Annotated in this window: 17 protein-coding genes; 11 read left to right on the forward strand and 6 right to left on the reverse strand. The window is 61.4% G+C overall.

Annotated elements, in window-relative coordinates; all coding sequences use genetic code 11:
* Positions 1–6: 6 nt before the first annotated feature.
* The 7 genes from GQO94_RS14375 (at position 7) to GQO94_RS14405 (ending at position 8,269) form a co-directional block, all read left to right on the forward strand.
* Positions 7–2,250: a TonB-dependent receptor gene (locus GQO94_RS14375; protein WP_198045974.1), complete on the forward strand. Its 2,244-nt coding sequence runs from the start codon at positions 7–9 to the stop codon at positions 2,248–2,250.
* Positions 2,251–2,305: 55 nt separating this feature from the next.
* On the forward strand, positions 2,306–3,610 hold the full coding sequence (locus tag GQO94_RS14380; protein ID WP_156842130.1) for an NAD(P)/FAD-dependent oxidoreductase: 1,305 nt from the start codon (positions 2,306–2,308) through the stop codon (positions 3,608–3,610).
* A 59-nt stretch (positions 3,611–3,669) separates the two neighbouring features.
* On the forward strand, positions 3,670–3,987 hold the full coding sequence (locus GQO94_RS14385; RefSeq protein WP_156842131.1) for a hypothetical protein: 318 nt from the start codon (positions 3,670–3,672) through the stop codon (positions 3,985–3,987).
* A gap of 471 nt (positions 3,988–4,458) precedes the next feature.
* Entirely contained in the window at positions 4,459–5,628 is a 1,170-nt protein-coding gene (locus tag GQO94_RS14390) for a glycosyltransferase (protein WP_156842132.1), read from the forward strand.
* Between the two features lie 29 nt (positions 5,629–5,657).
* The gene (locus tag GQO94_RS14395) at positions 5,658–6,596 is read left to right on the forward strand and encodes a hypothetical protein (protein WP_156842133.1); all 939 of its coding nucleotides are present in this window, start codon (positions 5,658–5,660) and stop codon (positions 6,594–6,596) included.
* Entirely contained in the window at positions 6,577–7,095 is a 519-nt protein-coding gene (locus GQO94_RS14400; RefSeq protein ID WP_156842134.1) for a DUF2141 domain-containing protein, read from the forward strand. Before GQO94_RS14395 ends, GQO94_RS14400 begins: the two co-directional genes overlap by 20 nt.
* 13 nt (positions 7,096–7,108) lie before the next feature.
* Complete coding sequence (locus tag GQO94_RS14405; protein WP_156842135.1) at positions 7,109–8,269, forward strand: glycosyltransferase; 1,161 nt, start codon at positions 7,109–7,111, stop codon at positions 8,267–8,269.
* Positions 8,270–8,435: 166 nt separating this feature from the next.
* Here the strand turns inward: GQO94_RS14405 and GQO94_RS14410 are convergent, their stop codons facing one another.
* On the reverse strand, positions 8,436–9,482 hold the full coding sequence (locus GQO94_RS14410) for an endonuclease/exonuclease/phosphatase family protein (RefSeq protein WP_156842136.1): 1,047 nt from the start codon (positions 9,480–9,482) through the stop codon (positions 8,436–8,438).
* 143 nt (positions 9,483–9,625) lie between these two features.
* On the opposite strand from GQO94_RS14410, the gene GQO94_RS14415 reads away from it, so the two are divergent.
* The 4 genes from GQO94_RS14415 to GQO94_RS14430 are packed head-to-tail and all read left to right on the forward strand — an operon-like array spanning position 9,626 to position 14,510.
* A complete protein-coding gene (locus tag GQO94_RS14415) occupies positions 9,626–10,417 on the forward strand; it encodes an RNA polymerase sigma factor (protein ID WP_156842137.1) in 792 nt (263 codons plus the stop codon).
* Positions 10,401–11,384: a FecR family protein gene (locus tag GQO94_RS14420; protein WP_198045975.1), complete on the forward strand. Its 984-nt coding sequence runs from the start codon at positions 10,401–10,403 to the stop codon at positions 11,382–11,384. Before GQO94_RS14415 ends, GQO94_RS14420 begins: the two co-directional genes overlap by 17 nt.
* Positions 11,381–13,762 carry a TonB-dependent receptor domain-containing protein gene (locus GQO94_RS14425; protein ID WP_232332944.1) on the forward strand — a complete coding sequence of 794 codons (2,382 nt, stop codon included), beginning with the start codon at positions 11,381–11,383 and terminating at the stop codon, positions 13,760–13,762. Before GQO94_RS14420 ends, GQO94_RS14425 begins: the two co-directional genes overlap by 4 nt.
* Positions 13,749–14,510 carry a DUF2334 domain-containing protein gene (locus GQO94_RS14430; RefSeq protein ID WP_156842139.1) on the forward strand — a complete coding sequence of 254 codons (762 nt, stop codon included), beginning with the start codon at positions 13,749–13,751 and terminating at the stop codon, positions 14,508–14,510. Before GQO94_RS14425 ends, GQO94_RS14430 begins: the two co-directional genes overlap by 14 nt.
* A gap of 318 nt (positions 14,511–14,828) precedes the next feature.
* Here the strand turns inward: GQO94_RS14430 and GQO94_RS14435 are convergent, their stop codons facing one another.
* Genes GQO94_RS14435 through GQO94_RS14455 form a run of 5 tightly spaced genes read right to left on the reverse strand, consistent with a single transcriptional unit; the run spans position 14,829 to position 21,156 of the window.
* Positions 14,829–15,518, reverse strand: a complete 690-nt coding sequence (locus GQO94_RS14435; protein ID WP_156842140.1) for a cytochrome b/b6 domain-containing protein — start codon at positions 15,516–15,518, stop codon at positions 14,829–14,831.
* Between the two features lie 4 nt (positions 15,519–15,522).
* On the reverse strand, positions 15,523–16,002 hold the full coding sequence (locus tag GQO94_RS14440; protein WP_156842141.1) for a c-type cytochrome: 480 nt from the start codon (positions 16,000–16,002) through the stop codon (positions 15,523–15,525).
* A 27-nt stretch (positions 16,003–16,029) separates the two neighbouring features.
* Positions 16,030–17,367, reverse strand: a complete 1,338-nt coding sequence (locus GQO94_RS14445) for an ankyrin repeat domain-containing protein (RefSeq protein WP_198045976.1) — start codon at positions 17,365–17,367, stop codon at positions 16,030–16,032.
* A complete protein-coding gene (locus tag GQO94_RS14450) occupies positions 17,357–18,691 on the reverse strand; it encodes a DUF1552 domain-containing protein (protein ID WP_156842142.1) in 1,335 nt (444 codons plus the stop codon). The genes GQO94_RS14445 and GQO94_RS14450 overlap by 11 nt, the downstream gene beginning before the upstream one ends.
* Positions 18,688–21,156, reverse strand: a complete 2,469-nt coding sequence (locus GQO94_RS14455; protein WP_156842143.1) for a DUF1592 domain-containing protein — start codon at positions 21,154–21,156, stop codon at positions 18,688–18,690. Before GQO94_RS14455 ends, GQO94_RS14450 begins: the two co-directional genes overlap by 4 nt.
* Positions 21,157–21,364: the final 208 nt, after the last annotated feature.

Raw genomic sequence — 21,364 nt, forward strand, 5'->3', positions numbered from 1 at the left:
TTATCGATGACGAACACCCGTAGCATGATGTTGACCGGCGCCTCGCTGGCAGCCCTTTTCGCCACTGGCTTGGCGACGAGTGCGCAAGCCCAGTCGCCCGCGAGCGTCGGCGGCGCCGGCGAAATCGTTGTGACCGCCCAGCGCCGGGCGGAGACCGTTCAGGACGTGGCGATCTCGATCAATGCCTTCAGCGGGAAGCAGATCGCGGAACTTGGGGTTAAGACGGCTGCCGACCTTGGCGCTCTCGCTCCCGGTGTGTCGGTCAATGAAGTGCAGGGCGGCCTGAACCCTGTCATCTCCATTCGCGGCCTTAGCCTCAACGACACTTTCGGAAACAACAATCCGACTGTCGGCGTGTACATTGATGACGTCATCCAACCGTTTACGCCGATGCTGGCCGGCCAGATTTTCGACGTGCAGCGCGTCGAAGTGCTGAAGGGTCCGCAAGGCACGCTTTATGGGCGCAATACCACTGGCGGCGCGGTGAACTTCATTTCGGCGCCGCCCACGTTCGAGCCCGAGGGATACGCAAGGGCAAGCTATGCCCGCTTCGATCGCGCCGAAATCGAGGGCGCCATCGGCGGTGGGCTGTCCGACAGCCTGGCAGGCCGCTTTTCGTTTAAAACGACTCAACAGCGCGGGGGGTGGCAAACCAATGCGGTGACCGGAGAGACGATTGGCGATGTGAACGAGACTTCGTTCAGAGGGCAATTGCTCTGGCAGCCGACGGACGACTTCGACGCGACGCTCAAGCTCGGCTACACCAAAAGCAAGCGCGACGTGCAGCTGCGCGAGCACGTCGGATACTACGCGCGCGGAGGCGAGGGCTTCTGCGCCGCCGCCTTGGCGGGGTATCGCGACGAAAGTACGTGTCGCGACTTTTTCGGCTATTCCGACGATACACCCGAACGCCGGACGGTCGAAGCGAGCGAGGCTTACGGGCACGAGATGGACTCGCGCAATTACAACGCGCAATTGACTATGAACTACGATCTGGGTGCAGCGACCCTGACGTCGGTCACTGGTTACGTCGATTTTCGTCGCGTGCTCGGGGATGATTCAGACGGTTCGGCGCTCATCCAGCTGGATTCGCGCTTCACCGACGACGTGACGTCGTTCACGCAGGAATTGCGCGCGACGTCGAATGGCGATGGTCCGGCACGTTATGTCGCGGGCCTCTATTTCTCGCATGACCGTATTGCCGGGCAGGCGCTGCAGGCTCTGGACGATACCTTCTTCCACACGCGTGCGGATACTTCCTACGTCCAGAAGACCGATTCCATCGCCGGCTTTGGCGAGGCGGGGTACAAGGTTACGCCGCAGCTCGAACTGGTGGCGGGCTTGCGGTTCACGCACGAACGCAAGGCCTATACGTACGACGCGATCGATCTCAATCCGTATGGAGATTCGACGCTGCCGACCCCGGTCGCAGGGATCGCGCGCACGCTCAAGGAAGACAACCTGTCTGGCAAGCTGGGCATCAATTTCGAGGCCTCGCGAGATCTTCTGCTCTACGCCAGCGCCAGCAAAGGCTTCAAGAGCGGCGGTTTCAAGGCGGCCATCGCCTTTTCCGAAGCGGAGACCGATCCGTTCGAGGGCGAAACCGTCTATGCCTACGAAGCGGGGCTCAAGAGCACGCTGCTCGACGGGAACATGACCCTGAACCTCGCCGCCTACTACAACGACTGGAAAGACTTCCAGGCGATGGTTACGGAAATTCGCAATGGCGTGAACGTCATCGTGCTGTCGAACGCGGGCGATGCTCGCATCTACGGCATCGAGGGTGAGGTACAGTACCGCCCCTCGAGCGCGCTGACACTGCGAGCCTCGGCCAATCTGCTGGATAGCAAGATCACGAAGTTCAACAACGCCGCGGGTGGTGAGGACTTCACCGGCAACCAGCTCGCCAATGCGCCGAAATTCACGTTCACCAGCCAGGCGCGTTGGGAACTGCCGATCCAGTCGGACTCCTTCGGCGTCTACGTGTTGGGCGATGCCTCGTACAAATCGAACACGTATTTCTCCCTCGCGGAACGCGGTCTTAGCTCGCAGGACGGCTACTGGCTCGTCAACGGCCGGGTAGGCCTGCACGGTCAGGATGATGGCTGGGAACTCGCGGCTTTCGCCAAGAATATCTTCAACAAGCTCTATGTCAGTTCCGCCTACGACAACTGGGGCGGCATTTTCCCAAGCCAGAACTTTCTTGGTGATCCGGCGACTTACGGCGTGGAAGTCTCGTTCCGTTTCTAAGCCTCAGACCGCCGCCACGCCCGGTTCGCGGGCGCGGCGGCACAGCCGGTGATCCATGACGAATAGACCTGAAAATCTCTGGTGGGCTACGGCCTCGGCAGGGGAGGCGGTTCCAGCGCAGACCGCTCTCGATCACGACTGCCGGTGCGATGTCGTCGTGATCGGCGGCGGTATCATGGGTACGGCCGCTGCCGCCCGGCTCGCGCGGGACGGTACCAATGTCGTGCTGCTCGAAGCTGATCGAATCGGTTCCGGAGCATCCTCGACGCCCGGCGGCTTCGTCGTTCCGCATTTCAGCGTGGGATCCCCGCGCGAAATCATCGCGCGCACCGGCGAAACGGGCGCGGGCATTGTCGACTTGGTCGGCCGTTCCGCCAATATGCTCTTCGTTCGCATCCGCGAACTTGGCCTCGAATGCGACGCTCGTCAGGACGGATGGTATCATCCCGCGACGCCTGCGGCCGTGCCGCGTCTCGAACGTCTCATGGACGAATGGTGCGAAGCAGGTTTCGACTGCGAGCATCTCAATGCGCAGGATACCGCGCAACGCACGGGTGTCGAAGGCTATGCCGCAAGCTGGTATGCACCCAGCGGCGGCACACTCCATCCGCTACGACTTTGCCGTGAATTGGTCCGCACGGCGCGCGAGGCTGGTGCGCGCATCTTCGAAAACAGTCCGGTGCAGCGCATCGAGAAAATGGGCACGGGCTATCGGGTCAGCACGGCACAAGGGAGCGTCTTGGCTGAGAAGGTCCTCGTGTGCACGAACGGTCTCTCCAGCGGGATCTCGGAAGGTCTCGTGCCTCCCCTTACACGCACGCTGATTCCCATGCGCGTTTGGCAATGTGCGACAGAACCGATCCCAGCGGCGGATCGGCAGCATTTGTTCCAGGGCGGCGAATGCCTGTCCGACACGCGGCGCAATCTGTTCACGTACCGCTTCGATATCGAAAACCGCCTGATAACGGGAACGTTCGACGCGTTTGGCGTCGATGCGTCGCGCGCGGCGCGCATCATGTCGGCCAGGCTTGGAACGATGTTGCGCCTGCCGAAACCCCCCGGGATCACGCACATCTGGACGGGCACGAGTTCGATTTCCGCTGACCGGCTCCCCATCTCGATGGTGGTTGATGAGGGCGTCCTCGCCGCTTCGTCCTGCAATGCTCGGGGGATCGCACTGTCCTTCGTCGTCGGTGAGGCGCTTGCCAGTCATGCGCGAGGCGATGGCGTGCAGGACTTTCCGGTACTGGATACCAATCGCCGCACCACCGCGTCGCTCCAGTCGCGGCTTTCCCGCTTCTACGCCCATTTCACCCCGCTGCTCGACTGGTACGAGGAGCGGCGCGCCCGCAATCGCTGAGGTACAATGAGATGAGTGAAAACCCGATCATCCAATTCTTCGCATGGTGGAATGAGGCGATGGCCGACACTGACCTCCTCACGGAGCAGAATTTCGCGCGCTTTTTTACCGACGATGCCCGCATCTACGTGCGCAATGCCTTGCGCGCATCCAACCCGGCCGAGATGGTAACGCATTACAAGGCGATCGCCGCGCGTTGCGAGGCGGTGTCTATGGTCCTGCCGGTCGACCATGAACTGGCCGGCGCGGACGTCGCCTTCGTCCATTGTTACACGAGGGTGAAAGAAAACGGCGAGGAACGCGACGATGAGGCGATGGCCTGCGCGGACCTTCGCGAAGGCAAGATCGCCCGTTTCCTCGTCGCGCCCGTTTCCTGAGTTGCCGCAAATCGGAAGAATATCTGGATGATCAAGCTCGCCGACCGCATCACGTCCGGTTCGAAAAAGTCCTATGGGATGTACGATCAGGCGTAGCGTCTGGGAGCATCTGGCGTCGACCTGATGGCTCACCACAGAGGGGGGAACATATGAGATCAGCTTTTAGGATTTATAGGCCGATCTAGATAAATCAGGCGAGCTTCGTGTTCGACTCGTTCTAGGTCAAACGGCATCAAATTCGATGTGCAGATGCTCAAAGCCACGCAGGTGGATGTGCAGCACGTACTCGGCCGTTTCTCTGACGGAAAGACGGATTTTCTTCATCCTCCCAAGTAGTTCCTGGGACGCGATAGTCAATTCGCGGCGGACCAGGCGCGCGCCTACGCAGGCGTGGACGCCTGAGCCGAAAGCGAAAACGCGTTACGGGTCTTCCAATGTGCGGGTGTTGAACATGATCGGCGTCTAGCGCGCATGCGGATTGCTGTTCCCATCCATAGCTTCGAACCAGGCGGGGTCGAGCGTGTCGCGCTGCGCCTTGCCGAAAGTTGGCAGGACGCCGGGCATGAACCTGTCGTGGTACTCGGCAGGGATAGGGGACGCTGCCGATTGATGTCCCCTGGACTTGACTACTGGTTCCTTAAAGAACCTTTCCCAACCGATCGTTGGGAAACGCTCTGGATGATCTGGTCGCTTTTTCAGTTTCTCCTGACGGAAAAAGTCGATGCCGTATTCTGCCCAGGCAACACTTACACAATCGTATGCGTGGCGATGAAGCTGCTCCTCGGTGATCGCTGTCCCCCGGTTCTCGTAAAGATCAGCAACGATCTGGAACGGCGCGATATCCCGCGTCCAGCCAGCATGTTCTATCGACGGTGGCTGAAGATCCAGGGGGCATGGCTGGATGGCTTCGTGGCGATGGCAAGTCCGATGATTCCGGAGATAAGACGCGAACTTTCTGTTCCAGACGAAATGATCACTGTCATTCCCAATCCCGCGCTGTCGCGAGACGATTTGCGCACGTTATCCGAAAACCGGCTGAACCGTAACTCCCGGTCCGGCTGTCGGTTTCTCACGGTCGGTAGACTCGTTGCGCAGAAAAACCAGGCAATGCTGCTGGACGCTTTTGCGAAGCATTGCTGGCCGGATGATACACTTGTGATTGCGGGAGAAGGGCCTGACAAAGATAAACTGATCGAATTCGCCGATACTCTTGGAATAGCAGAACAAGTCCGCTTCGTCGGGCATGTCGAAAACCCGCATGCCTTGTACGCCGAGGCGGATGTATTCGTCCTCTCGTCGCACTACGAAGGCTTGCCTGCAGTCGTTGTCGAGGCGCTGGCGGCAGGTCTTCCACTTGCCGTAACTGACTGTTGCGCAAGCATGGCGTGGCTGACGGGGAACGGCCGATTTGGTGTGATGGTCGCGCCCGACGATCCCGAGGCACTTGGTTCGGGGATGAATCTGACCCGCCATCTCCGGCCCGATCGAGATGCTATGTACCGCCTGGCGGCGCAGTTCACCCTTGAACATTCGAGCGAGATCTACCTGTCCACAATCGAGAAGCTGACGATCAGGCATCGCCAGGACCGCTTGAAAAACCTTTGCGGCGGGGTGCGGCTATGGGGTGGGGGCGGCGTCTAGCGGGTTCTCATCAACGAGCCAGGCGCAATATGCCCGATCAGACCTTAGCGATCCCGTCTTTGAACAGTTTCGCATTCAAGCCACAAGATCGCAGGATCAGACCAACGCTGGGCAATATCTTGAGCACAGCCCTGTCGTTGGTGGTCGTTGCCGCTGCCGTCTATCAAGCGCGGGATCTCGATCTCGCTAGAATAGTTGCGCTGGTGCCGACCTCGGTGATCTTCTGGGTACTTTTCACAGTCAGGTATCTGGCTGGTCCGGCAAGCGAATGGGTCATCTTTCACCGCCTTTGGGGCGTCGGTCCTAGCGCATTCGGCGCACTCGTTCGAAAGCTGATCTACAATGAATTGCTGATCGGCTATCTGGGCGAAGCCTATTTCTATGGTTGGGCCCGTCGTAACCTCAAATTCGTGACCACTCCTTTTGGCGCGGTCAAGGATGTCGCCGTGCTTTCGGCGGTTGCAGGTAACGCAGCAACGCTGGTTTTTCTCGCCATCACATATCCTTTCGTAAAGCTGTTGCCGCTGCATGACCATGCGACTGCGATCGGATGGTCGCTGGCGTTCGTGATTGGGACGTCACTAGGCATAACGCTGTTTCGCGGATCGATTTTCTCGCTCGAAAGAGGCGAGCTTAGAATGGTGTTCGCCCTCCATCTGACACGTATTGTGATCACGACGGTCGTGTCGGCGGCACTCTGGCATCTGGTCCTGCCAGATGTGGCGGTCGGCTGGTGGCTGCTGCTGGTAACAATTCGCCTCCTGGTTTCGCGCCTCCCCTTCGTGCCGAACAAGGATGTCGTCTTCGCCGGTATTGCGGTCCTCGCAGTTGGGAGCGATGTCGAAACGGCTGCGCTGATGGCACTCATGGCCGGCCTGATCCTCGTCACCCACGTGGTTGTCGGCATGAGTTTCGCCTTCACCGATCTGTTTTCAAAGGGTAAATTCCATGCAGCGACTGCTCCGTAGTCTCATTGCGGCGCCCCTGCTCGCGGCCGCAACAGTCCCCTCGACGCCGGATCTTGGAAAAGCCGAGGGCAAATGCGCCGCGAACGAGCAAGGACCGGCATTCCTGGTCAATGTCGAAGGGCTCAAGGACCGCAAGGGCAAACTCAAGCTCGAAGTCTATCCAGCAAACGAGAAGGATTTTCTCGAGGACGACAACGTCCTGATTTCAGCTGGAAAGACCTTTCGCCGCGTCGAGCTGCCCGTACCGACATCGGGACCGGTGCGGTTGTGCATCCGAGTTCCATCGGCCGGGCGGTACGCCGTCACCCTGCTACATGATCGGGATAGCAACCGGAAATTCGGCTGGCGGATCGATGGAATCGGTTTTGCGGGCAATCCCAAGCTCGGATGGAGCAAGCCCAAGGCTTCGAGCGCGAGCGCGGCAGCCCGCTCAGGCCCGACACCGATCCGGATCGTAATGAATTATCGGCACGGCCTCGGCGTGCGTCCAATACGATGATCGGAAACGGTTGATGAAGATTGTGGATGTCTGCGCGTTCTATTCACCGAGAGGTGGGGGTGTAAAAACCTATGTCGGCCAAAAGCTGAAGATTGCTGAACGCATGGGCCAGGATATTACTATCCTGGCGCCTGGTGACGACAACGCAGTAATCGAGTTTGGTCGCTGCGCTCGCATCCAGACAATCGCTTCTCCACGTTTCCCGCTTGATCGAAAATACTGGTATTTCAACGATGAACAGGGGCTTCACGCCGCGCTTGACAAGTTGGCACCGGATTTTGTTGAAGCGTCCTCGCCGTGGCGAAGCCCCCTCATGGTCGCAAACTGGCGGCCAGAAACGCCGAAGGCGCTTGTCATGCACGCCGATCCTTTGTCCGCCTATGCTTACCGGTGGCTGGAACCCCTCGTCAGTCGCGAGATGATCGACCGGAGATTTTTGCGATATTGGGATCATGTGCGACAACTTGGTCGGCTCTATGATGCGGTCGTTTGCGCCAGCAAAGATTTGGCTTCGAGGATGAGCGCTGGCGGTGTCGGCAATGTGGTCACTGTCCCGATGGGTGTCGAAGCAAACCGCTTTGCAGCCAGCAAGCGCAATGAAAATCTACGCGCAAGCCTTCTTGCACAATGCGGCCTTTCCCCCGATGCGACATTGCTTGTTGCCGCCGGCCGGCTTGCACCCGAAAAGCGTTTGCCGATGCTGGTTGAGGCGGTGACGATCGCTGGGCGTCACCGCCAAATGGGTCTGGCGATCTTCGGCGAAGGACGAGACAATACAAACATCCTGCGGGCGATCGGAGGAAATCCCCATATCCGTCTGTTTCGTCCGGAACGCGACCGGGAGCAATTTGCCAGCGTTCTGGCAAGCGCCGATGCCTTCGTGCATGGTTGCGAGGCTGAAACCTTTTGCATGACCGCAGCGGAGGCAAGCGCCAGCGGGATACCGGTAATCGTACCTGATCGCGGTGGCGCGGCTGACTTTGCGAAGGGGGAGATGGGACTGTCCTATCGCGCGGCGGACCCTGCGGATCTGGTGCGGGCTATTCTGAGCCTGCCAGACCGCTTTGCGAGGCGTTCGGCGGCAGTCATGACGCTAGAGATGGACGATCATTTCGCAGCTTTGTTCGCGATCTACCAGCACCTGTGCTCAGGCCAGATTTCCCACGCTGCGTGAGCGCGGCAATGTCGGTTCGGCTTCTCGGCAAGTGAGTTGGCTGACGGTGTTTGTACGAACTTCGCAAGCGACTTATGTCCGCTTGCCCGCCGCGCCACGCCGATGAGTGAAAACGCGCCGCCAAATACAAACGTGAACTCAATTTCAAACGGATGTATGTCGGGCCCTATGGCTGCTCGGCGCCGCGGTTAGTCGTTCGGCCGCCAATGAGCGAAACGTCGATCACGAAACCGGCATGATCGGAGAGAGGCTCTTCAGAGGTAACGGGGAACGGAACCCAGGCGCGCTCGGCCCGCAGAGCAACCCTGGCTCCATTGCGGAAGATAATCTTGTCCTTGTTCCGCTCGACAATCCTTTGCGCCTCACTTCGCGAACCCACCGCGACACCACCGTCAGTCAGCAGGATCTTCAGCCCGTCCACGGGAGTGCCATCGATGAGCGGCTGCGATACGGCCACCCTGCGGGCGGGTGATTGTCCCGTGTTGAAATCTCCCCCAAAGATGGCCGGAGTTCCGGACGGCAGCACGTTCGACAGGAGTTTCCGCACTGCGCCCACTTGCCAAAAGTAGGCGCTATCTGCCCGCTGCGTCGCCACATGTGTTGAGCGTCGCGAATTGAGGTGGGTGTTGATAACTGCGATCGGTTCGTCGGCGCCCGGCACATCGATCCACGCCACAACGACTCCTTTTGCCGCGAGACAGTCATACCCGGCGCATGCGCCTTCGGGAAAGGCATAGCGCTCGCTTCTGACGACCGGGTAATCCGAGAGTATCGCCAGTCCGCTGTTGATCAAGCTCCCGCTCACCTCACCTTTCACCCATTCCGCCCCTTCCGCAAACGTGCGGCCCAGTGGTTCAGAATCATCCGACCAGGACGATTGAGGCCCAGTGATTACGTATTTATAACCGGCAGTCTCGCCGAGCACGTTTGCAGAATCGCCGAAGGCCTCCTGCAATAGCACGACATGAGGCTGGGCTCCGCTCGACCGCATCGCCGCAAGGCGTTGTCCCATCGCGGCAATTGCCGCCTCGCGACCAATCGCGACTGGCCAGGGCAAGCCTTTGATGTTGTAAGACATAACGGAGAGTGATCCAGCGGGTGACGGCCAGGCGGATTTGTGGGCCACTTGCGCGTCATAGCCGGGTGACGCCGCGACGCCCGCGCTCAGAAGGACCGCACCGGCAATCGAGGCAAAGGTTCTGAAACGGATCATTTAGTCTTGCTTCCGTGGCCGAGTGTGGCCGCAAGACGCCATTCTCCGACGAATTCCGCACGCTTTCCCCCGCATGTGCGGTTTTGCTTAGACCGTGGCGTCTAGCCGCCGGAAATGTTGACCGAACCAACAATGGACCCGACATGAGCGGTATCAACTGGCAGGCTAGACCTGCACCGGCCGTGCTCAGGCTGTCCTATAAGGTAAGCCCGGCATTGCCGCGGCAGAATGCGGGCATCTCCGGTAGTGTCTCAGAAAGCCCGCTTGGGATGACGGAAGCCGCTCGAGACGTCGTGTCATCATCGAGCTCATTGCCCCAGTGGCGGCCCCACCATTATAGAAATCATATGTCACTAGGCCACCAAGATTCGAGCGCGAGCGAAGCGGGTCTGTCGCAATTATTGAACGAAATGCGTCCCGAATTGTCGCGCTTCATGCTTTCGCGTCAATGCGATCCTGCCGAAGTAGATGATCTGCTGCAGGATATGTACGTGAAGCTATCGAATGCCCACACCGGCCCTGTCAAAAACCCGCGTGCCTATCTTTACGAGACGGCGAACAACTTGCTTCACGACCATCGCCGGGGGCGTCGGCGGCAGCAGGCGCGAGACGATCATTGGGCGCGCAATCAGATCGGACCCGACCTTGAAAAGGACGTGAGGCCCTCGCCGGAAGAAAGCGCAATCGCGCGCGATGAACTCGAGCGGGTCAATGCGGAAATTGCGTTGATGCCGAACCGGACCGCGCAGATTTTGAAGATGTACCGGCTCGAAGGTCATTCGCAGAAGGCTATCGCGAATTGCTTGAACCTCAGCCTGAGCGCGGTGGAAAAGCACCTTCAACGCGCTTATCGAAAGCTTCTGCTTTTGCGCGAAGAATTGGATGGCGTGCCGCAACTCTCGCAAGAGGAGGTCGACAATGTCAGCCAAACCTGATCGCGCGATGGCAGAGCAGGCTATAGCCTGGCATCTTAGGCTCGCGGATGCAGACGAGAATGCCTGGGCTGAATTCGCCGAATGGCTAAACGCCGATCCCGCTCATAATAGTGCTTACGAAGCCGTCGTGGACGGTGACGCGCGCATGTTTCCTTTGCTCGAAAAGGCGAGCTTTCCGGAAGCCGAGGAAGACCAGCGAGGGCCAGAACCCACCGATGCCGAAGTTGCTCGCGCTTATCATTCAGGAGGCTCTGCTGTTCGCCGGAACCCTTGGCGCTGGGGCGCGATCGCCGCTTCAATAGCGGTGGCCGGCCTCATTGGGATTCAACAATTCAGCTTGGATGATACCTATCCAATCGAAACTTCCGTGGGAGAAATGCGAACCATTTCACTCGCGGACGGGAGCGAAATTCAGCTGAACGGCGATACCAGGATTGTCCTCGACAAGAACGACTCCCGATCGGTCAAGATTGCTCAAGGCGAAGCAAGATTTGCCGTGAAGCACGACGACGCTGATCCGTTCACCGTCGTCGCTGGTGAGCAGCGCCTAGTCGATATAGGAACGGTTTTTAACGTAGTCCGTACCGATGGGCAGTTACGCGTCGGCGTGGCGGAGGGCGCGGTGCAATATGAAGGTAATGCCCGGATCGTAAGACTTCGTGCCGGTGATACCCTTGCAGCGGACGAAGGCGGGAATGTCGAGATTTCGCGAAGCCCGGTCGCATGGATCGGGAGCTGGACAGCTGGTAAGCTCGTCTACGATCAAACTTCTTTGCAACAGGTCGCCGATGATCTTTCCCGCTCGGTTGGCATATCGCTCGATCTTCCGCCACGCATGCGATCCCGGAGCTTTTCAGGCGTGATCCAAACGAATGGCGATAGGGATGCAGTGCGGACGAGGCTGGAAGAACTGATTGGTGAGAAGATCATCGCTGATGGTACACGTTGGTCTGTCGTAGCTCAGTGAGCAGCAAATGGTTGATTGCGAGTGCGCCGATTGTAGGCGTAGCGGCAGCCTGCCCGGCGCAAGCTGCCGAAAAGATTTCCTTCAATGTCCCTGCCGGACCCTTGAATGTCGCTCTGATATCCTTCGCCACCCAAGCGAGTGTATCCGTCGACACCAGTGACCCGGCCCTACAGTCGGTTCGAGTTGGCGGCTTGAGAGGTCGTTTCACCCTGCGCGAAGGGATACGCCGGCTTTTGGAAGGCACGGAATACGATTATCGTATTTCGCGCGGAAGCGTGGTGCGGCTGTTTCGCCGGCCTGTCCGTCGCGCTCGACAGGCGGTTCCTCGCCGACCGATTGACAAGACAAGCCCTTCGCCCAAGCCCGCTGCCCGTCCATCGCCCCCGCCCGAACCAATCATCGTCACTGCAAGCAAGCAAAATATCGCGCTGGACGACTACCCCGGCGCATTTCATGTTGCCTCTTTCGATGAAGCGCGAAGCCTGCGGTCTGGAAGCAGGGGCAGTGAAGCTTTGCTTCGAGAGCTTCCAAACCTGACTTCCACCAATCTCGGTTCGGGGCGAAACAAGATATTCGTCCGCGGAATTGCCGACAGCAGCTTCAACGGACAACTGCAATCGACGGTCAGCCAGTATCTCGGAGAAAGCAGACTCACGTACAGCGCGCCTGACCCCGACCTCGCGCTATATGACGTCGAAAAGGTCGAAGTCTTGGAAGGTCCGCAGGGGACACTATACGGCGCCGGTTCACTGGGCGGGGTCATTCGGATCCTGCCCCGCCCCCCTGTTCTTGGCGAGTTCTCGGCCAGCGGGACCGCAGCGATGGGACTGACCGGCAACAGTTTGGGCGGGGACGGCGCCATAATTGCCAACATCCCGGTGGGCGAACGCGCCGCCGTCCGACTTGTCGGTTATCGCATTATACGTCCCGGCTACATCGACGATCTCAAACGTGGTCTGTCCGATGTCAATCGCACGAACGTGTTGGGAGTGCGCGCAACCGTTCGAATGGAGTTCAACAACAGATGGAGCGTTGATGTCGGGATCGTGTCCCAAGACACGGGCAGTGAGGACGGCCAGTATACCGATGGCGGCCAATCTTCCGCGCTGACGCGTCGCTCTTTTGTCGCCCAACCATTCGATAATGACTACCGGCTTGTGTTCGGAACTCTCCGGGCTGAGCTCGGCTTCGCCGAGCTGGTGTCAAATACGTCCTATAACATTCACCCGATTGACACGGTGTTCGACGCGACGCCCCCCGAGGCGCAGACTCCAATCCTTTTTGAAGAAGACATGCGGGTCAAGCTGCTGACCCACGAGACCCGGATTTCCGGATCGACGAATAGTGGCTCAAACTGGGTTTCCGGCTTCTCATTCGCCCTAAATAGCAATCGAATAGATCGGTTTCTTGGCCCCATAAATGCCCTCACGACGATCTCCAATGTTCGATCAGAAACCCTGGACGCCGCGTTGTTTGGCGAGGCGACGCTGCCTCTATGGCATAACGTCTCCCTCACAGGCGGAGGGCGGCTATCGTTCTTCACGCGGTTCGACGACTTCGATGCCGTGGCCGGCGATGTCGCTGCTGAGCCGACCCGCCCCGAATTCAGATTTCTGCCGACCGCTGCTCTTTCCTGGAAACCTTGGCGCGGGATCATCGGCTATCTACGCTATCGGGAAGGCTTCAGGCCAGGAGCGCAGCAACTGACTGGGAGCGGCAATCAGATCGCAGTGTCCCGCTTCGAACCTGACACGGTCCGGGCGTTGGAGATAGGCATGCGCTTTGGCTCCGAAGCCGGTTCGGAGCTGTCGGGTGGGCTTTCCTATGCTTATTCTAGATGGAACAGGGTGCAAGCCGATCTCGTAACGAGTTCCGGCTTCCCTTATGTCGCCAATCTTGGCTTGGCCCAGGTGCACTACGTCTCAGCTAATTTCGCTTGGGCAGCCACCTCCGAACTTAGCCTTGAACTATCCGGTTTCTATACCGCCAGCCGTCTCGATCGCCCTACATCCGAGCTGGAGGCAAAGGTGGAACGAAACCTTCCCAACGTTGCCGACAGTGGTGCGAGGCTTATCGGTCGTTTCGAGCGCTGGATCGGGAGCACGAAGATCACTCTAGATGGGTCCGTCGGCTACGTCGGAACCTCGTATCTGGGTGTCGGCGCGCCTTTCGATATCTCGCAAGGAGATTATTTCGATACGGCTATCGGCGGACGCGCCGAATTCGGACCCTGGGGCCTGTCGCTGGACATTGAAAACTTGTTGGATAGTCGAGCCAATCGTTTTTCCTATGGGAATCCTTTTTCCGTAGCGGGCGGAAATCAGCGTACGCCTTTGCGGCCAAGATCGATCAGGATCGGGATCGATGCCAGATTCTGACAATCGCTCACTCCTTGTATCGATTCACGATGTCGGCCCGGGGTTCGAACGGGAAGTCGACCAGCTCGCCGGACTGCTAACCGATACGCTCGGCTGTTCCAGGTTCGCCATGCTTGTCGTGCCTAACCACTGGGGGCACTACCCGATCCGCTCGGGCACTCCATTCGCCAGTCGACTCAGGGCCTGGTCCGAAAGCGGAATCGAGATGTTCGTCCATGGCTGGTATCATAAGGATACCGTCGAGCATCAGGGCGTCTCGGGCCTGAAAGCCAGATACATGACAGCAAGCGAAGGCGAATTTCTCGGCCTTCCCTACGGCGAGGCTGTACGCAGAATGGAAGACGGGCAGGCGCTCGTCGAGGACATCATCGGCCGAAGAGCCTCCGGATTCATCGCACCGGCATGGCTCTATGGGGCCGAATCCTTAGAGGCCTTGCGCGAAAGCCGGTTCGATATTGCCGAGGACCACATGAAGGTCTGGATCCCACAATCAGGCAAGGTCTTGGCGCGAGGGCCAGTGATAACCTGGGCCAGCAGATCGCCAGCTAGGACAGCGTCTTCCCTTGCGTTCGCGGCATTTGCCCGCCGGGTGCTGCATCCGCTGCAAACGGTTCGGGTGGCCGTGCATCCTGGCGACGTAACCAAGGATTCGATCCTCTCCTGTATTGAATCCACGCTGAAATGCTTTGCCAATAGCCGCCCAGTCAGACGTTATGAGTCGCTTCTGGCCACGTCTCGCGCGGAATGAAGTTCGACGCAGTTCCAATGCGTGCTGTCATTTGTGGATGGCAGGGCATCGGGGCTTTGCACGCGCTAGGTTGCGGATGGGCCCGAAGAGTGGCGGATCGCGGCGCGCAAGCAAGTCCGGCAGTTGGCGGACTGGATCAAGATCACTGCTCCGGCGACACAGGACGAGATCAGCGCCGCCATTGAGGAAGCGCATTCGCAAGGCATTCGCGTCGCAATCGACAGCTAGGGCCCCTATTCGGACATGGCGATTGCGGCCGGCGTGAATACGCTGGAGCATCCGCTCGCGATGAGCGTCAGAAGGAGGCCCGTTCCGAGCCTAGAACCGGAATCCCTGCGCCGCGGCCCAGGCAATTGCGCCGGCGAGGATCACGCCCAGCGCCAGTTTCCACCAGGTCACACGCATGCCGTCGGCGGAAAGCTCGACGCCGTCGGGTGCGCGGCCGTGGAGCATCGCGGGCAGCAGGCGCTGCCCCTTCCACACGCGGTAGAATACGATGGCGATGACGTGCAGAGCGATCAGGGCCAGCAGCACGTTGAACACCACCTCGTGCACTTCGGCGGCGCTGCGTCCCTGCTCGAACGTGATGTAGGTCGCCAGCGGCCCGGACTCGAACCCGTCGACGTCCACCGCGAAGAGGCCGGCGGTGACCATCACCGCGAGCGCGGCCAGCATCGCGACGACGCTCCACCCGCCCAGCGGATTATGCCCCGGCACATGCTCGCCGCCGCGCTTGAACAGCGTTCGCGCATAAGCCGCGACGGTCGCCGGTCCGCGAACGAAACGCGCGAAGCGCACCGTCGCCGGGCCGGCGAAGCCCCAGAAAATGCGAAATACGACTAGCGCAAGAATGCCGTAGCCCGACCAGCGGTGCCATTCCATTTCGTGCTCCTCGCCGCTCCACCAGGAGAAGGCGACCAGCACGACCAGCGTCCAGTGGAACAGACGCGTCGGGCCGTCCCACAGGCGGGGCCGACCGGTTTGCGATGTACTCGATACCGGGGCCATGCGCTCAGTCGGCCCGGAATTCCTTGTGGCATGCACTGCACACTTTACCCGTCGCGCGATAACGCTCGGTGGTCGCCGAAATGCTGCCGGTGTTGGCGGCCGCGAGCAACTTGCCGGTCTGTGCGATCAGGTCCTTCTGGTAGCCATCGAACGTGGCGCGATCGCTCCAAATGTTCGCCAGCGCATCGGTCTTCACGCCCGAGGATGCGCCCGATCCGGCGGGAAACAGGCCTGTCTGCTTGCGCGCGATCGTCGCCAGCGTTTGCGCGGCATCGACCACGGCGCCCTTTTGCGGCGTGCCAGCGAGCTGATCCTTGATCGCTTTCATCGCCGCGCCCATCTTTTTGTAGTTCGCCTGGCGTTCGGCGATCACCGCGCTGGCCGAAGGGGCGGCGAGAGCGAACGTCGTTACACCAGCGACGGCAAGGCCGGCAGCGGCTGCAATCGCAAGCCGCAAGGCGCGGTCAGAGGAGGTCTTGGGCATGATCGATCCTTTGCGTTGGCCGTAAAGTCACTCTTCGGCCGATTGTAGCGGCAATTTCGCCTCGGGGAAAACCCGTTCGAAGATCACGCGAACCTCGGTCAGGCCCTTGGCTGCGATCTCGGCAGCGGTCGCCCCGCCGGCCATGGCGATGTCGGTCCGGGCCCCGTGCGACTTGAGCAGGGTGAGCATCGGTTCGAGCTCATCCTGGAGGCCGCCGAACAGCAGCACGTGAAGGGCCGTCATACCCTTCGCGTTGGCGTGATTGGGGTCGGGGATTCGTTCGAGCGCGAATTCCAGCGCCTCGGTGCTGCCGCCACGGACCGCCGCGGTGACGAGGTCCGCGCCATCTTCTGGGACGAAATGCGGATCGGCCCCGGCAGCAACGAGCCGGCGCATCGCTTCGGCATGGCCATGCTGAGCGGCGAGAAACAGCGGCGGCGTCGGCGGGACCGGTGGCGGGGGCATGCCGAAATTGGCCTCGGTCACCCATTTGATCTTCGAAGGACCGGTCACGGCATTGGCGTCCGCACCCGCGGCGATCAGCGCGGGCACGAGATCACTCGCGCCGCCGGCTGCCGCGCGATGCAGCGGTTGCAGGCCTTCGCGATCCCGTTCCGCCAGATCGAAGCCGAGCGGCAGCAGCATCGCCGCGGCCGCGAAATTCGACTGATAGAGCGCAAGCTGCAAGGCGCTGGTATTCTCGGGCCCGCGATGGGCCGCGTCTGCTTCGGCCTCGAGCAGCAGCCGCGTTGCCTCGGGAACGCCGCTGCGGATCGCGAAGAAGAGCGGAGAAAACCCGGCTTCGGTGACGCTATTGGCATCCGCACCGGCTCTAAGAAGTTCGCGCGCCGCCTCGACGTTGCCGCTGCTTGCTGCCCACATCAGGGGCGTGAGCCCACGCGGATCGACGCTGTTCGCCGGCGCGCCTTTCGCCAGCATTTGGCTTACCGTTGCCGCCGAAGCAAAGCGCGCACAGACCGCGAGCGGGGCCGATCCGTCGGGCGCGGGGCGCCGCAGATCCGCACCCGCCGCGATCAGTTGCAGCACGATGTCTTCGTTGCCCAGCTCGCATGCGAGCGTCAGCGGCGTCAGGCCTGCCGCATCGGCGGAGTCAGGCTTAGCGCGTGCCGCCAGCAGCGCGGCGACCAAGCTCGGGTTCTGTTTGCTAACTGCACGCAGTAGCGGCGAGGCGCCATAGAGGCCCGGCCGGTTCGGATCGGCCTTGGCTTTCAGAGCGCCGCGCACGCCATCGATATCGGCAATCTCGATTGCCATGGCGAGGCGCTCGCCGGGCGCGGTCGGGGCGCTGGCATGCGCGGGCGATGCGAGCGTCAATACCGCAGCAGCCGCCAGACTACGCCGCATCGAACACGCTCAGCGGACCGGTGCTGTCACCGAACGATGTGGTCGGAACGTCGAGCCGCTGGAGGCCTTCCAGCATCAGGTTCGACATCGTCGTGTCCTTGGGCACCGTGACGTGTCGTCCACCATCGACCAGTCCGCCCGCCAGGATCACCGGCAAGTCCATGAAATCGTGGTCGTTGGAATCGCCGAAGGCCGAGCCGCGGATCACCAGCGTGCGATCGAGCAGCGATCCTTCGCCGTCCTTCGCCTCCTTCATCTTGTCGAGATAATAGGCAAAGAATTCCATGTGATAGCGGTTGATCTTCGCCAGCTTCGCCATCTTTTCGGGATTGTTTCCGTGGTGGCTGAGCATGTGGTGCGAATCCGGCACGCCGATCTCAGGATACGTGCGGTTCGAGATCTCGCGCCCGATCATGAACGTGCCGACGCGGGTGATGTCCGCCTGCATCGCCAGCACCTGCAGGTCGATCATCAGCTTCACGTGTTCGGCGAAGTCGTCCGGGATGCCCGCCGGGCGATCCAGCGTGGCGGCCTGGGCTGGCGGGGGAGAGGCGGCGGCGCGCTGGATGCGCTTCTCGATCGCGCGCGAGGCCTCCATGTATTCGTCGAGCTTGTGCTTGTCGGACTGACCGAGCCGCCCGGTGAGCCGCGCGGCATCCTCCATGACGTAGTCCAGGATCGAGGCCTGCCGCTTCAGCCGCGCGATCCGCGTCGCTTCGTCGAGCGCATCGCCATCCCCGAACAGGCGCTCGAACACACGGGCGGGATTGGCGGTTACGGGGAGCGGCACCGTTGGGGTGAGCCAGGAAATGCCGTTGGTGTAGGCGCACGAGTAATTGATGTCGCAGCTGCCCAGCAGGCTCGCCTGATCGATCCCGAGCTCGAGCGAGGTCAGCGGCGTCGCGTCGCCGAGATGCGCGGCGAACACCTGGTCCATGGAGACGCCGCAGCGGATATCCGGCCCCTCGGTCTGTTTGGCATGAGTGCCGGTGAGGAAGGCAGGGCACGAGCGGCCATGGCCCGCGGGCCGGTCGCCCATGGCGGCGGCCTGCGGATGGCCAAGCCCGCTGACGACGAGGATATCCTCGCGGTGCGGCGCGAGCGGGGTCAGCGTCTCGGGCAGGACGAGGCCGGTGCCGGTGGGCCGATACGGAGCCATCGTCATGCCGTTGGGGGTGTAGAACACCTGAAGGCGCTTGGGCCGCGCGGTGATGTCGGCGGCCTTCGCGCTCGGCATCATCGCTTCGAGGAAGGGCAGGGCCATCGCGGTGCCAAGGCCGCGCAGGACGGTACGGCGATCGAGGGGGCTGCGGCGAATGATCATCGGCTCGCTCTCCGGTCGGCTGCGGTCCAGCGCTCGGGCGTTCGGCGCTGAGTGAAGGCATCGCTGGTGACGATGCCCAGGATGATAGTGCGGATGCGGTAGTCGTCGGCCGCGGCCTGCTGGGCGATCGCGCGGATCGCGGGCATGTCCTGCGCGCCGATGCCGCGGCCCAGCGCATAGGTCATCAGCCGCTCGGTAAAGGCGCGGGTGAACTCGTCCTTGCGGGCCATCAGGATGTCCTGCAGCCCGGCGATACCGGCGAATTCGGTGCCGTCGGGGAGGACCGCGGCATTGTCGATCGGTTGGCCGGCATCGCTGTTGCGCCAGGCGCCGACCGCGTCGAAATTTTCGAGCGAGAAGCCGATCGGGTCCATGCGGACGTGGCAGGCCGCGCATGCGGGATCGCTCCGGTGCAGTTCGAGCTGTTCGCGCGCGTTGAGCAGCCGGCCGTCATGCTCAGCCTTCAGCGCGGGAACATCGGGCGGCGGCGGGGGAGGGGGCGCGGCGAGCAAGTTGTCGAGCACCCACTTGCCACGCTTCACCACCGAAGTGTGGTTGCCATAGGACGTCACCGTCAGGATGCTCGCTTGCCCGAGCAGGCCGCCACGATGCCACGCGGGATCGAGCGCGACTTTGCGGAACGCATCCCCGTGCACGCCGGGAATACCGTAGTGATTGGCGAGCCGCTGGTTGAGGAAGGCATAATCCGCCTTGATGAAATCGAGCACTGGGCGGTTGGTGCGCACCACGTGATCGAAGAAGGTCTCGGTCTCGGTCGCCATGGCCTGGCGCAGGCGCACGTCGAAATCGGGGAAGATTGCGATGTCGGGCCGCTGTTGCTCGAGATTGCGCAGGAATAGCCACTGCCCGGCGAAGTTCTTGGTCAGCGCTTCGGCGCGCGGATCGTCGAGCATGCGCGTGACTTGCGCTTCGAGGACTTTGGGCTGGTGCAGCGAGCCCTTGTCCGCAGCGGCCAGGAGCGGCTCGTCGGGAATGCTGCTCCACAGGAACAGCGCGAGACGCGCAGCCAGTTCGTGGTCGGTCAGAGGACGGACGCTGCCGGGAGCCGCATTGGCCGGATCGCTCTCGACGAGGAACAGGAAGCGTGGCGAGACGAGCACTGCCTGGACCATCGCGGCAATGCCTTGTTCGAAGTCGCCGGCTTTGCGTTCCGCCTCGTAGATCGCGAGCAATGGGGCAGTGTCGATCGCATCGCCCGGCGTGCGCCAGGCGCGGCGGGCCAGTGAGGTCGCAATGCGGCGAGCGCAGGCAGGCTCGGCGGACGCGGTTTTGGGCTGACACGCGAAGATCCGCTCGCGGCTCGCGGTCCGGCCCGGTCCCTTGGCGTCATAGGGGCCGGCCACGTCGATCTGCAGCACGTCGCGGGGGAAGTTCTGCTGCGCATAGCGCTCGTGCATGCGGTAGGACGGGACCGAAAGCTCGCCCGCCTTCCGGCCGTCGACCCAGACGTCGAGCGGCAGCATCGTCGGCGCGGCGAGCGGCAGCGGCACCTTGTCGGTGTCGTTGCGCACGGTCTGGACCGTTTGCTCGGGCGCGATCCGGCGGCGGAATGACATGCCGACGAGGTGCGGCCCCGCAGTCATCGGCACGCGCAGGCTGTAGCGATCCTCGGTCTCGCGGTCGGTTTCGTTGTTGCTGTTCGAATTGAGCCAGGCAGTGACGTCGTATTCGCCATCGTAAGGCGCGAAGTACCGGAAAGCCCCGCCGCCGCGCGATCCCAGCGGCAGGTCCTCGCTGGCGCGCTCGTTGTAAGCGGGCACGCCCGAGTTGCCGACCGAGCCGTCTTTGGGAACCTGATAGCTCGTCACGGCCACGCGCGCCGAGGCGATCCCGGTCGCCATGCGCGAGATCTTGCCCGCAACCGCGACGTAGCGTTCCATCAGCGTCGGCGAGACGCTGAGCACGTCGGCGATGTTGTCGAAGCCGAAGCCGGAATTGTCCTGCGGCAACTCGTCGCGAAAATCGACATCGAGCGCGAGCAGATCGCGCACGGCATTGGCGTATTCGACGCGGTTGAGCCGGCGCACGGTGGAAAGGCCGGGGTCGGGATGCACAGCGGCATAGTGTCCGCGTGCCGTCGCCAGCCAGTTGGTGAAAGCCGCACGCTGGACGGGCTCGGGTTGCGGCTTGTCGTCGGGCGGCATCTCGCCCGTCGCCACCTTGCGCAGCACTTTTTCCCAGCGATCGACATTCTCGCCATGGGCGAGATCAGCGGCCTTGAGGTCGTCGATCGACAAACCCGCGACTTCGTCGAACTCGTTGTGGCAGCGCGAACAATACTGGTCGAGCATATCTTCGGGCGCGAACGATGGCGTCGGCACTGCGGTACGATGGCCCAGGGGCTCGTCTTGCGCTTGCGTCGAAGTCCAGAAGGACGCGACACAGGCGGACACCGCCAGCGCCAGCAGTGCGTGTCCGATGCGTGATTGCGCGGCGCGCATCATGGTTCCAGCCCCGATTTGCCAGAAGCTCGATCCCACCTCGGAACATTGCCACACGAGGTCGGATGCAGGCCCCACCGGCCTGTCTGGAGGCTGACTAGAGAGTGCTAAACCTGGCGTCCATTGCCATTAAAACGACGACGCGACCGAAAAATGTGCGCACGTGTCGCTGAAGAGAGATGACGACTGTCACGCCGCAAACACCACCCAG

The sequence above is a fragment of the Novosphingobium aquimarinum genome (assembly GCF_009746585.1).
Taxonomy (GTDB): domain Bacteria; phylum Pseudomonadota; class Alphaproteobacteria; order Sphingomonadales; family Sphingomonadaceae; genus Novosphingobium; species Novosphingobium aquimarinum.

Coding starts and splice junctions, on each gene's coding strand:
- GQO94_RS14410 (WP_156842136.1), bottom strand. CDS start 9,482: ATGATCCGTTTCAGAACCTTTGCCTCGATTGCCGGTGCGGTCCTTCTG.
- GQO94_RS14415 (WP_156842137.1), top strand. CDS start 9,626: ATGAGCGGTATCAACTGGCAGGCTAGACCTGCACCGGCCGTGCTCAGG.
- GQO94_RS14405 (WP_156842135.1), top strand. CDS start 7,109: ATGAAGATTGTGGATGTCTGCGCGTTCTATTCACCGAGAGGTGGGGGT.
- GQO94_RS14430 (WP_156842139.1), top strand. CDS start 13,749: ATGCCAGATTCTGACAATCGCTCACTCCTTGTATCGATTCACGATGTC.
- GQO94_RS14390 (WP_156842132.1), top strand. CDS start 4,459: ATGCGGATTGCTGTTCCCATCCATAGCTTCGAACCAGGCGGGGTCGAG.
- GQO94_RS14445 (WP_198045976.1), bottom strand. CDS start 17,367: ATGCGGCGTAGTCTGGCGGCTGCTGCGGTATTGACGCTCGCATCGCCC.
- GQO94_RS14440 (WP_156842141.1), bottom strand. CDS start 16,002: ATGCCCAAGACCTCCTCTGACCGCGCCTTGCGGCTTGCGATTGCAGCC.
- GQO94_RS14380 (WP_156842130.1), top strand. CDS start 2,306: ATGACGAATAGACCTGAAAATCTCTGGTGGGCTACGGCCTCGGCAGGG.
- GQO94_RS14400 (WP_156842134.1), top strand. CDS start 6,577: ATGCAGCGACTGCTCCGTAGTCTCATTGCGGCGCCCCTGCTCGCGGCC.
- GQO94_RS14395 (WP_156842133.1), top strand. CDS start 5,658: ATGCCCGATCAGACCTTAGCGATCCCGTCTTTGAACAGTTTCGCATTC.
- GQO94_RS14455 (WP_156842143.1), bottom strand. CDS start 21,156: ATGATGCGCGCCGCGCAATCACGCATCGGACACGCACTGCTGGCGCTG.
- GQO94_RS14450 (WP_156842142.1), bottom strand. CDS start 18,691: ATGATCATTCGCCGCAGCCCCCTCGATCGCCGTACCGTCCTGCGCGGC.
- GQO94_RS14375 (WP_198045974.1), top strand. CDS start 7: ATGACGAACACCCGTAGCATGATGTTGACCGGCGCCTCGCTGGCAGCC.
- GQO94_RS14420 (WP_198045975.1), top strand. CDS start 10,401: ATGTCAGCCAAACCTGATCGCGCGATGGCAGAGCAGGCTATAGCCTGG.
- GQO94_RS14435 (WP_156842140.1), bottom strand. CDS start 15,518: ATGGCCCCGGTATCGAGTACATCGCAAACCGGTCGGCCCCGCCTGTGG.
- GQO94_RS14385 (WP_156842131.1), top strand. CDS start 3,670: ATGGCCGACACTGACCTCCTCACGGAGCAGAATTTCGCGCGCTTTTTT.